This window comes from Pseudocolwellia agarivorans (assembly GCF_002000085.1).
Lineage (GTDB): Bacteria > Pseudomonadota > Gammaproteobacteria > Enterobacterales > Alteromonadaceae > Pseudocolwellia > Pseudocolwellia agarivorans.
Map to the genome: position 1 here is coordinate 1 of NZ_MUZU01000012.1, position 12,186 is coordinate 12,186.

Here is a 12,186-nt window from a genome sequence, read left to right on the forward strand (position 1 = left end):
GAGCGGTTAAATGCTGTTACTGTAAATCCTTTACTTGCCATATTAAGGATCAAGTTTTCGCCCATAACTGCTAGGCCAACAACACCTATATCTGATTTTGCTTTCATTAAATTGCACTCACTATGTCTGTTTATTTAAATGTGTTCTATTTAGAGTTAACACCCACTTATCTTATAACATGATAACACACGAAAGTTGTCAATATGAAGTGCCTATAAAAATTTAGTATTACCCAAATAAATTTAATTGTGGCTGTTGAAAGATATAGAGATATTGCAAAGAGGTGTGACGATGATGCCAAAAAAATAAAAAAAGCCGATACCTACGGGAGAAGTACCGACTTAAAAAGACGCGCTTAACGTTTAAAGCCAGACTCTTCTAAATAAAACGCTTTTAAATATTGTTTCCATTGAGCGAAAGTTGTTATTTCTTTCGCCTTTTCCCAGCCGTAACCTGCATAATAAGTTACCTGCCCTTTATTATCAGTTTTGGTGATGGCAAGGACATGACCAACATCTTTTTGGCCTAAACTAGGAATAAGCTTATATTCATCTACGCGTTTAGGATCAAGCACTACACCAGTACCTAAACCAGAACCTTCAATCTCTTCCCACGTAGATACTGTACCTGTCAGTTTATCCCAATTAGCAATAGCGGCTTCATCATGAGTAGTTAAACCAACGCTAATAGGTAAATTAATAGCTAACTCGCCATTTTTCCAAAAAGTAGATGTTGCTTTAAATACTCTCTGCCCTAATTTTATTTCTATTTCTTTCTTTTCTTGGTATTCAACATCAGCAATGACACGTTTATACGATAGTACAAAACGTGTTTTTTCTGGTGACTGCTCAAGAATTTCCCATTGTGTATAAGTTTCTAACGGTTCACGCTTTCCGTTTAACCATAATGCAGAACTACCACAACCGGCAGATGAACCAACATGATAGTTATCCAGCCCCTCTCCCCAGTCTTTGTGATAAGTCATATCTTGCTCTAACGCTTGTTTATACCACTTATTAACAATAGGCGTTTTAACACGTTTTAACCAGCAATCAACTCCAGCATTTTCGGCAAATTCTCTAGCAAAGGGTCCATAGGCACGAAAGGCAACTAAATCATTTTCCCAAGCAAAGTCATCATTACGTTCAGGTACATAACGGGCAAAAGTTGCGACTTTATTCGCTTCGATAACAGTTTCTATATTTTGCTCAGAACTGTTGTTTTGTGTCGTTGAATTATCCATTAAACCACAAGCTGACAATGTGCTAACAACAGTGGCTAGGATAAAAGTATTTTTTAAATTACTCATTTTGATCTCGCTTTATTTTTAATATAAACCAAAAGCTTTTGGTAAAAATTCGCTAATTGCAGGAATATAGGTAACTAGCATTAGTGCTATAAACATCGCTATATATAAAGGCACCATAGGTTTAATAATTTTATCAATGGTGGTATTCCCAACAGAACAACCCACAAAGAGTACGGCACCAACAGGAGGGGAACACAAACCTATAGAAAGGTTTAACACCATCATTATGCCAAAGTGTAGAGGCGACATACCTAGACTTTCAGCAACAGGTAAAAATATAGGGGTAAATATTAATACGGCTGGAGTCATGTCCATAAAAGCACCAACAATAATCAATATTAAATTAATAATTAATAAAATAATTAAAGGGTTTTCACTGATTGTCATTAACGTTTTGCTGATAATTTCAGGTATGTTTTCATAAGACAACATCCATGACATGGCAGAAGAGGCCGCGATAAGTAATAAAACAATTGCAGATATTTCACCTGCTTTAAGCAGTATTTCTTTAAGTTCACCTACTTTAACTTCTTTATAGACAAGTACCGCTAAAATTAAAGAATAGAAAACAGCAATAGCACCCGCTTCTGTAGCTGTAAAAATACCACCTAAAATCCCACCAATAATAATAAAAATCAACATTAGGCTTGGTACTGCAGCAACAACCTTTTTAACAACAAAAGATAAAGGTAACCGAGCTTCCGTAGGAAAACCTTTTTTTATGGCATAGCCCGCGCACACAATCATAAGTAGCGAAGCTAATAGTAAACCTGGTAAATACCCAGCAACAAATAATGCAGAAACAGATACACCGCCACTAGCAATAGCATAAATAATTAATATATTACTTGGTGGAATAATCATGCCGGTTGTTGAAGCACAGGCCGTAACCGCCGTTGCAAAATTTCGGTCGTACCCCTTTTTTTCCATTTCAGGAATAATAAAGCTACCAATAGCACTTGTTGTAGCAACAGCTGAACCAGAAATACTCCCAAACAAGGTACAAGACATAACATTAACTAAGGCTAAACCACCAGGCAACATACCAATAAGAGCCATAGCGCAATCAATAAGTTTTCGGGCAACGCCACCCCGCCCCATCAGTAATCCCGAAAGAACAAATAACGGTATAGCTAATAAAGCAAAACTGTCTAGTCCTCCAACCATGCGTTGAGAGATTGTTGTTGTTGCAGGAATAAAATCAATACTAAATAGCATTGCAACGGCTGTAGATATACCAATACAAAAGCTAATGGGTACATTGAGTATGAGTAAAAGAAAAAAAACTAAAATTAAGATTAAGCCACTAAATTCCATACTTTATTCTCCTACAGCTTTAGGTGAAATAAACTGTTCATTTTTAATAAAAAAGAGTTTTTCTAAAGCTGTTGTACAAAAAATAATTCCAGTTAATGGCATAACACTATAAACATAAGCCATTTTAACGCCTAAAACAGCAGAGAGCTGAACAGGATCTAATGTTGTAGTAACAAGATTAACACCACCCACAACGAGTACAGTTAATGAAAACAAAAACACCATAAGATGAACAAAACGCGCTAAATAAGCCTGCTTTTGAGCACTAAGTTTACGAGCTAAAATATCTAAACTTAGGTGTGAGTTTTGTTGATAACAATAAGTTGACCCTAATAAACCTAGCCAAATCAGCAAAAATCGAGATATTTCGCCAGACCCCGAACTAGGAGACAAAAGCACATAACGAGAAAACACTTGCCACAACACAGTTGCGACAATAGAAACCATTAAGATAACAACCAAATAGCTTATTGCTTTGGTAAACCAACTATTTAAATTTTTCATTGTTTAGCCTTAATACGCATTAGGTACTGACCTACGATTGAATCTTTATAAGCATCATGCAAATGAGCTACCGCATCCATAAAAGGTTTTTTATCTGGATAATGTACATTTAAACCAGACTTTTTCATTTCCGCTAAAGCATAGTTTTCAGCTTCTAACCATAATGTTTTTTGTTTTTGCACGGCATCTGTCATGGCCAACTTTAACCAGTGTTGTTCTTGATCAGATAAGTGACTAAAAATATGCTGGCTGATAACCATTACATCGGGAATAGAAGTATGTTCATTAAGAGAGAAATTTTTACACACTTCATAATGTCGGGCAGAGTAAAAACTTGGAGGATTGTTTTCAGCACCATCAACCACCCCTTGCTGTAAAGCAGCATATAGCTCGCCCCAACTGATAGGTGTTGCAGCGCCACCAAAGGCATCAATCATTTTAACGGCATTTTGGCTATTCATAACACGTATCTTTAAGCCCTTAACATCTTCAGGGCTACGTATCATTTTATCGCACGAGTAAAAACTACGGCTACCTGCGTCAAAATACCCTAAACCATACAGTTTTGCGGGTTGTAATGAATGTAATATGTCTTCGCCGATATCGCTTTCTAATATATTCCAACGATGTTCTCTACTAGAAAAAACATAAGGCAAACCAAACAAACGCATATCGTCAACAAAACTTTCTAAAGTAGCAGCAGAGACTTTTGTCATAGCTAAACTACCGATTTGAAGTAACTCAACGAGTTCACGTTCTGAACCTAAAGTACCGTTGGGGTATAGCTTAAGACTCATTTCACCATGAGAATAATGTGCTAATCTTTCTGACATAAACTCTAATGCTTTATGTACAGAATGCTTAGTATCTAATGTATGTCCTACTCGTAGTACCGTTTTGCTGCTTTTATTATCACAACCAACAAGTAACACGGTAAAAATTATTACGGCAACTTTTACATACCTAATAAATACCATAACGATAAATTCCCCATATTCGTTTTTTATTAGTTATTTTATTTGTGTTCTATTTTTATAATTTTATTTTTATTTCGAGCTTTAAAACTCAAAGTGAGTTGATGTTTAAATGCCTAAACTAAACATCAACTCAATACAAGCCGTTACTATTAACGAAGTTCAGACGCTTGATACTTATCCATATCATTGTAATCTAGGTTTTCACCTGCCATTCCCCAAATAAATGAGTAATTTGAGGTACCTGAACCACAATGGATTGACCAAGCTGGAGAAATCATCACTTGTTCATTACCTGCCCAAATAACGCGTGTTTGTTTTGGTTCACCCATAAAATGAGCAACAGCTTGATCTTCTTTTACTTCAAAATAAAGATAAGCTTCCATACGACGGTCATGTTGATGCGCAGGCATAGTATTCCAAACACTCCCCGGTTTAAGAGAAGTAAGCCCCATTTGTAGCTGACAAGTATCAACAACACCCTGAACGATTAATTGTGCAATTGTTCTTTCGTTAGATGTTTCTTGTGAACCCATATGTAAAACATTAGCATCAGCCATTGTGATTTTTTTAGTCGGAAATGATTTAAATGCTTGCGCTGAATTTAGATAAAAACGTGCAGGGGCTTTAGCATCAACACTTTTAAAAGTAACTTCTTTAGTGCCTGAACCAATATATAAGGCCTCTTTGTGTCCTATACTATATTCTTGGCCATCAACAATAATAATACCAGCCTGACCAATATTAACAGCACCTAATTCACGACGAGATAAAAAGGTTTCACTCTTTAGAGGATCAATAGAGTCTAAAGTAAGCGCTTGATCTGTAGGTACAGCACCACCAATAATATAACGATCGTAGTGGGTGTAAATTAAGTTTATTTTATTATCTTCAAATAAATTATCACCAACAAAAGCTTCGCGTAATTCTTCAGTATTGAAGTTTTTAGCTTCGTTTGGCCCAATGGCATAGCGTGTTTCAAATTGAATAGTCATAAAAAATACCTTATAAGTTAACGGGCTAACCAGCCGCCATCGACAGCCAAAATATGGCCATTTACGTAATCACTCGCTTGAGTGGATAAGAAAATTGCAGCACCAACCAATTGCTCTGGTTCGCCCCACTCTCCTGCAGGAATACGCGCTTGAATTTGTTGATTGCGCTCAGGGTTGTCTTGTAGTGCTTGCGTGTTATCGGTCCTAAAATAACCAGGAGCAATTGCATTTACTTGAATGTTTTGACCTGCCCATTCATTAGCTAACGCACGCGTAATACCTGCTACAGCATGTTTACTTGCTGTGTACGCAGGAACAGTCATACCGCCTGAGTAAGAAAGCATTGAAGCAATATTGATGATTTTTCCGTAACCATTTTTAATCATTTCTCTACCGATCAATTGGCTTAATTGGAAAACTGAGTTGACATTAACATCAATAACTTTTTTAAACTCATTCATAGGGTAGTCAGTTGCTGGGAAACGTGAAATTGTGCCGCCATTGTTAATTAAAACATCAACTTGGCCAGTAATAGCTAAAGCATCTTTAGCTAATTTTTCCACTTGTTCTTCACTCGATAAGTCTGCTGCTAAATCAAAAGCGGTACCATTTGCTTCTTTAATAAGCTTTAATGTTTTATCTGTCCCGCCAAGTTTTGAACTTGCACAAATCACCGTAGCTCCAGCTTTTGCCAAGCCAACAGCAAGTGCTTGACCTAAACCACGGCTTGCGCCTGTAACCAAGGCTGTTTTACCTTGTAACGAAAAAAGTTGGTTTTGCATTACATTCCTATTTAAATATCAATAATTCACGATAACATCATGTTATCATACAAGGTGACAATTATGAATACATATTTATAATCAACATGTTTTTTCACTTTAGCCATTGTTATATAAAGAATTAAAAACATACACGTAGATAAGGAGATAATTAATTTCATACTTTACTCTTGTCAATATAAGTTTTTAACTTATACTTGTATGACGTCATATACAGTATATAAGAATACATAAAATGGCTCTATTAATAACTACATATAATCGTTTTAAGGGGATCTCATGTCTTTAGCAAAAACACTGTCTAAGCTCAGTGTATGTTTTTTAGTATTTAGCACGGTATCTTGCGCTACAACGCAAAAGGCAACAATTAGTAGTAACTTAGATAAGCAATCTGTTTATCAAGCAATGACTAAAGTTACTGATTGGCAAATGGCTAAATTTAACAATAAAACTTATTTATTTGAGGGCTATGACAAAGGCGCCCATATGGCACCTACAGACGAAAGTAGTCATCCTCAAGGTTGGGTTTATGCTTCATACTATGTAGGTATGGCTCGTATGGCAGAGTTAGCAAGCTCAAAAGGTAACGACAAGTACTCTGAACAACTGCTTGATATTGCTAAACATGGTAAGTATTTATTCGCACCAAGAATTTATAACGCCGACGACTACGCGATTGGCCAATTATATTTAGACTTATATAAAAAATACCCTAACGAAGAAATGTTAACGCCCCTTAAAGTTATTTTTGAAATAATTTTACAAACGCCTTCAACAACCACGTTAACTTATGAAGATGTAACTCAGACTTCAGTTCACGATGGCAAATTACTACAAGATGAATTTGGTAACAGAAAATTCCAACTACGTCCGTGTAAAAACAGATGGTGTTGGGCAGATGCCCTATTTATGGGTCCTCCAGTATGGATTAATTTAAGTAAAGTAACGGGTGATTCACGTTATTTAGAATTTGCTGATAAAGAATTATGGGAAACTGTTAATTTACTATGGGATGACAAAGATCACTTATTTTTCCGTGACTCTCGCTTTTTCGACAAAAGAGAAGCAAACGGTGAAAAAGTTATTTGGGCTCGAGGTGTTGGTTGGGTAGCTGCAGGACTAGCACGTATTCTTGAGCACTTCCCTGAAGATCATCCTAGCCGAGCTAAATATGAAGATATTTTCCGTAAAATGATGACACGTTTGGCACAAGCTCAACAACCAGATGGTTTATGGCGTCCTTCAGTACTAGATCCAAAAACTCAGCCATTTAAAGAAACAAGTGGTACCGGCCTAATGGCATTTGCTTTTGCATCAGGTATTAATCAAGGCATATTAGATAAAAAAACCTTTATGCCGGTAGTAACAAAAGCTTGGTCAGCGCTTGTTGATGCAGTGCAACCTAGTGGAAAATTAGGTTGGGTTCAACAAATTGGTGATTCACCAGACAATGTTTCCGCTGAAGATACCCAAATATATGCAACAGGTGCCTTTTTGTTAACTGGTAGCGAGCTGTACAAATTGTCGAAGTAACACATCAATCATTCGACTTAGATAGCTGAACAGCAGTTCAGCTATCTTCATTTATTCTTCGTTAGTTACACCCATTCTACTTTTATAATCACTAATAAACTGTCATTTATTATTTCTAAATGATTATCTATCTTATTAAAAACATCTCGCTAAAATTAATTCCTATAGACACGCTTTGTTAATGTAAATAACAATCTTTAAGTACGTGTTTACCAGCCAGATAAATTACTCTATTTCCTTTCTATAACAGCAAGCATTATAAGGTGTTAGTTGGCGCTAATAGCTATTATTAACAAGCAATAATAAACAGAGAGTTAATGAGGTTTATATAAATAAGTGATGAATGATGAGATATATACCCGTTATCATTCAAGATGGAGGTTTCAGTGGGAACTAAAAACAATTTAGGCACAGATTTCACGTTCCAAACAAAATCTAAGGTCTACATCCATGTAGAAACCTGACTAAAGTTAATAACGAAGCATAAATTGTTTTTAGGCCCATCGAAGAAGCGCTTGAGCAAAATCACTTCATCAACAACGCTTTTTATAAGGGAGTAACCATTATTACAAAGCGTTGCCTTGAATTGATATCGCTCTGTTAAATAACTAAGTTAGCTTCATAAATGAGTGTTATTGAGCCTTAATAGCATAAAGTGTTCCATAAAGCGGGGGCTGTTCAGAATAAGCACCAATACTATATTTTAGAATAGTATAAACCGTATTTGGGTTATCGTATTTAGGTCCGGTATTTCTTAAGTCGCTGATATTCTTATACAGCATATTTGCATCGCCTGCTGGTGAATGAATACTTGCATTACCCGCAGCAAAAACAGCCCAGCCGTTATGGCTTGCATTATGTCTATGCCATTCAGGGATACGAATAACATTATTCTCAACTAAGTTATGACCTAAATCACCTTGATGAAAATTCACATCAACTTCTAAATTATTGTTATACACCACAACATATTTTGCTCCCATTTCAATAGCAAGATGACGTATACGCTTAATAGTATTACCCGTTACTAAAAGGTATTGGCCTCGCATATCAAAATAGGCATTACCCCGACCACCTTTGTTGTAGGCTCGGTCAACAAAATTGTTACGGAAAGTTAAATGTGTTGTTGTTTTTTCTGTGAGAATGGGATCGGTGCCCGACTCTAAAAGTTTACAATTATCAACCCAAGAATCAGATGTTGTGCCCGACATTTTGATTAAACCTACGTATAAATCGTCTCGGTCAACATCGTTATTCATAACACCCTGAACCCATTTATCGCTATAACCCGTATTATCTTTGGGTTCTAAATTCGGCACAAGGTAAAACATAGTTAAATCTTCTACCCCTGCATTTTTAATATCATGCATTACTATTCCATAACGCTTTGATGCCCAACCTTCCCATTTTTGACGAAAATTAATATTAATCACCACATCTTTAGGGTTGCCAGTTTCACCTCTAAGAATAATATTAGACTTTAAATACACAGGACTATTCAGGGTATAAGTGCCCGCTTTTAAAATAACAACGCCATTTTTTACCTTATCAATAGCTGCTTGTATATTATCGGTACCTGGACTTATTGTTGCTGCAACAGGTGTCGAATGACGCAAAGGGATACCGCCACGAACGCCCGCCTTTGCCCACTCAACCATATCGGGATAGAGAGGATCGACCTTAGATTCATCAAACACTAAACCGGGGTCACCGTAACGAATATCAGTTAATTGCTCTTTGATTAAATTGTCATTTTGTGCGTTAACACTAAAAGACAAATTAAGTACAAGTATTGGAATAAGTAATTTAAAAACGTACATCTCTCGTTTCTTCCTATCTATATTTTAAGTGAATAAAGCACAGCGCCAGTATAGGCACAGACTTATGTTTTAAATGCTATTTATCTAATAATGCCAATAACTTACCTAAGTAATTTTGAAAATGTATAAATTTAAATTAACCCAATGGATATTTTACTACTCTTTTGGCTGCCCCTACCTAATGAGTAAAGCAAGTAATTAAATACCTTTCAATTCGTCAATGACTAAAATTTACACATCCCTTTAATTAAATGACTAACAAGTATTTATGTTTTAGCATAAAAGAAGTAAGCTTATATGATAACGTATAAGTGTCAACTCAATTAATAAGATTAAAGCACTACCTAAACAGTGACCTAATGACTTAACTATGAGGTAACAATGAAAAAAAATATAACGATCAGCTTCACTTGTCTGTTAGCCAGTTTGTTATTTTGTGCCGCTGCATTTTCGTCAAACAACATAATCATAAAAAATACAAAATTTGACATCGCATATAAATCATTAAGCACACTGAATTGGCAATTAGTCTTTGAAGATATAGGTACAGGTAATTGGCAAGAAAATTGGGGACTCGATGGTTTAAAAGCTAAGGTCGACAATAGCCCAAACGGTATGACAATTTCAGCCGGCCCTAAGTGGCAAGATGATACTCACCATGCCACTTTATGGACTAAAAAAAGCTTTAACGGCGATATCAAAATTGAGTATAACTTTACCCGTTTAGATCACAACAATCGTGGCGTTAATATTCTTTATGTTCAAGCAACAGGACGAGATATTGGCCCTTACAAAAAAGATATTTTTGCTTGGTCTAAGCTTCGTGAAGTACCAGTTATGCGTTACTACATAAATAATATGCACCTTTATCATTTAAGCTATGCGGCATTTAGGATTGATAATAATGATGAGTCTACTGATTATTTAAAATCACGCCGCTATATGCCACAAGATACAAAGAGCTTCCCTCGTACCGGTTTTGGGCCAACATTTGCCAAAACCGGTTTTTTTAAACCCGGAGTTTTACATCATATTACTTACATAAAAAAAGGGACTGATGTTTATTTTCATGTGGTTAATCCCGAACAAAGCAAAACATTCTATTTTGATGGCTCAAGCCTCCCAAGCATTGAAGAAGGCCCTATTGGTCTTCGTTTGATGTATACCCGCAGTTCTTTATTTAAAAATTTCCGTGTAAGCGAATTAAAAGATCAAACGGTTAAGCAATCAAGTGCGCAAGATAAACCTTAACTAAAACAAATGATTTGTTATAAAATTTAAGATAGGACACCATAATGATTAGCATCACAAGTAGAAATAAACCTCACGGGAGTATGTGCAGGCTCACCTTTGCGTTAACTTTTAGTACCTTAATTATCACTGGCTGCTCAAAAGAAGCGGAGCTGAAACCACAACTCCCAGCAAATGTTCAAGCCAACATATCAGTGAAGAAAAAGCCTAACCTGCTTTATATTTTTCCAGACCAGCTACGCCTCTATTCAATGGGATTATGGAACCAATCAGGTTATGACAAAGTACTAAGAACTAAAGGCGACCCCGTTTATACGCCAGCAATTGATCAATTAGCTAAAGAAAGCGTCGTATTTACGCAAGTAGTAAGCAATCATCCCGTTTGTAGCCCTCATAGAGCTATGCTGATGTCGGGTATGTGGCCAAGTCAAAATGGTGTTGAAGATTTAAATACCAAAGTAAACCGTACGCAAGGTCTTCGTGAAGACATAACCACTTTTACTGACGTACTTAATGATGCCGGTTACGATACCGCTTACGTTGGCAAAGTACATTGGCAACGTATTCGTAAAGTATTTGATAAAGATGGAAATTATGTAGGGAGTGAAGAGGCTCCTGGTGGCTACGTCCCTAACCCATTTGATAATTATATTCCCCCAGGAACAGGTAGACGCGGAAACGAGTATTGGTTCCAATCTATTGGCGATATTCACAACAACAACAAAACTTACTCTTCTGAGCCTGAGCTAGTAGGTGGTCATAAAGATGGTGACTTTCACAATCCTCATCAATTTTCTGTAGATGTAGAAGCCGATGTTATTGTTAAATACTTAAAAAACGAGAATGGTGAACGTGATCCTAACAAACCATTCAGTATAGTTTGGGCGCCAAATCCTCCTCATAATCCTTATTCAAGTATTGAAGATACTAAAGCCTCAGTTTATGAGCAGTACTATAAAGGTTTACCTGCAGATGAGTTATTAGTTCGAGATAATGTTAAAGCAAATAAATCAAGTAGTGTTCTACCATGGAATGGTGATTCTAGAGCGATTGCCAACACACCACAAGCTGAAACAGCCGTGCCTATTTATCTCTCCCATGTTACCGCCGTCGATCAACAAGTAGCAAAAGTACTACAAGCATTAGAATCTGCTGGAGAAGCTGAAAACACCATCATTGTATATACCACTGACCACGGTGAAATGATGGGCAGCCAAAATTTAATGGCGAAAAACTATATGTACGAAGAGAGTTTTCGTGTGCCATTCATCCTAAAAGCACCAAGTATTGAACACAGAATTGATGACTTAATGTTAAGCACAGTAGACATTATGCCTACCCTACTCTCTTTAATGGGCTTAGCCGATAAAATTCCAAATGCCGTAGCAGGAACTGATTATTCAGCGGGTGTTAAAACAGGTCAATACAATCAAAAACCAGCCTCTGCCTTATACCTGAATATGAGCCGAAAAGGTGTACGTACTGACCGTTACAGCTATGTAGTGATCAAAACAGGTGAAACAGAGCTATACGACAACATCAAAGACCCCTACCAATTGCAAAGCTTGTTGCCAAGTGACATTCCAGAAAAAGACTACATATTTCTTAAAGAACAGTTGGGTTATTGGCTAACTGAAGCGCAAGACAATTGGGCTGAGCAACGCAAGCATCCGCAGTTGATTAGTTACCCAAGCAGTTAAT

11 protein-coding genes are annotated in these 12,186 nt (G+C 36.6%); 3 read left to right on the forward strand and 8 right to left on the reverse strand.

The features are described 5' to 3' along the window. The 7 genes from B0X80_RS16400 to B0X80_RS16430 all read right to left on the reverse strand — a co-directional run. A partial coding sequence (locus tag B0X80_RS16400; RefSeq protein WP_139345340.1) for an NAD(P)-binding domain-containing protein occupies positions 1-107 on the reverse strand: 107 nt, incomplete at its 3' end. A gap of 248 nt (positions 108-355) precedes the next feature. Next, a complete protein-coding gene (locus B0X80_RS16405) occupies positions 356-1,309 on the reverse strand; it encodes a DUF4861 family protein (protein WP_245825480.1) in 954 nt (317 codons plus the stop codon). Positions 1,310-1,327: 18 nt separating this feature from the next. Continuing rightward, positions 1,328-2,626: a TRAP transporter large permease gene (locus B0X80_RS16410; RefSeq protein ID WP_077342261.1), complete on the reverse strand. Its 1,299-nt coding sequence runs from the start codon at positions 2,624-2,626 to the stop codon at positions 1,328-1,330. 3 nt (positions 2,627-2,629) lie between these two features. Beyond that, on the reverse strand, positions 2,630-3,130 hold the full coding sequence (locus B0X80_RS16415) for a TRAP transporter small permease (RefSeq protein WP_076418151.1): 501 nt from the start codon (positions 3,128-3,130) through the stop codon (positions 2,630-2,632). Continuing rightward, positions 3,127-4,107 (reverse strand): TRAP transporter substrate-binding protein, encoded by a 981-nt coding sequence (locus B0X80_RS16420; RefSeq protein WP_076418152.1) that lies wholly within the window; start codon positions 4,105-4,107, stop codon positions 3,127-3,129. Before B0X80_RS16420 ends, B0X80_RS16415 begins: the two co-directional genes overlap by 4 nt. A gap of 149 nt (positions 4,108-4,256) precedes the next feature. After that, entirely contained in the window at positions 4,257-5,099 is an 843-nt protein-coding gene (gene kduI / locus B0X80_RS16425; RefSeq protein ID WP_077342263.1) for a 5-dehydro-4-deoxy-D-glucuronate isomerase, read from the reverse strand. Positions 5,100-5,116: 17 nt separating this feature from the next. Next, the gene (locus B0X80_RS16430; protein ID WP_077342265.1) at positions 5,117-5,881 is read right to left on the reverse strand and encodes an SDR family oxidoreductase; all 765 of its coding nucleotides are present in this window, start codon (positions 5,879-5,881) and stop codon (positions 5,117-5,119) included. 279 nt (positions 5,882-6,160) lie between these two features. Here B0X80_RS16430 and B0X80_RS16435 point away from each other — a divergent pair, with 279 nt between their 5' ends. Next, the gene (locus B0X80_RS16435) at positions 6,161-7,414 is read left to right on the forward strand and encodes a glycoside hydrolase family 88/105 protein (protein WP_077342267.1); all 1,254 of its coding nucleotides are present in this window, start codon (positions 6,161-6,163) and stop codon (positions 7,412-7,414) included. Between the two features lie 632 nt (positions 7,415-8,046). On the opposite strand, the gene B0X80_RS16440 is transcribed toward B0X80_RS16435, so the two are convergent. Continuing rightward, positions 8,047-9,234, reverse strand: a complete 1,188-nt coding sequence (locus B0X80_RS16440) for a right-handed parallel beta-helix repeat-containing protein (protein ID WP_077342268.1) — start codon at positions 9,232-9,234, stop codon at positions 8,047-8,049. A 381-nt stretch (positions 9,235-9,615) separates the two neighbouring features. Here B0X80_RS16440 and B0X80_RS16445 point away from each other — a divergent pair, with 381 nt between their 5' ends. Continuing rightward, positions 9,616-10,485 (forward strand): DUF1961 family protein, encoded by an 870-nt coding sequence (locus B0X80_RS16445; protein ID WP_077342270.1) that lies wholly within the window; start codon positions 9,616-9,618, stop codon positions 10,483-10,485. Between the two features lie 44 nt (positions 10,486-10,529). Beyond that, entirely contained in the window at positions 10,530-12,185 is a 1,656-nt protein-coding gene (locus B0X80_RS16450) for a sulfatase family protein (RefSeq protein ID WP_077342272.1), read from the forward strand. Position 12,186 lies beyond the last annotated feature (1 nt).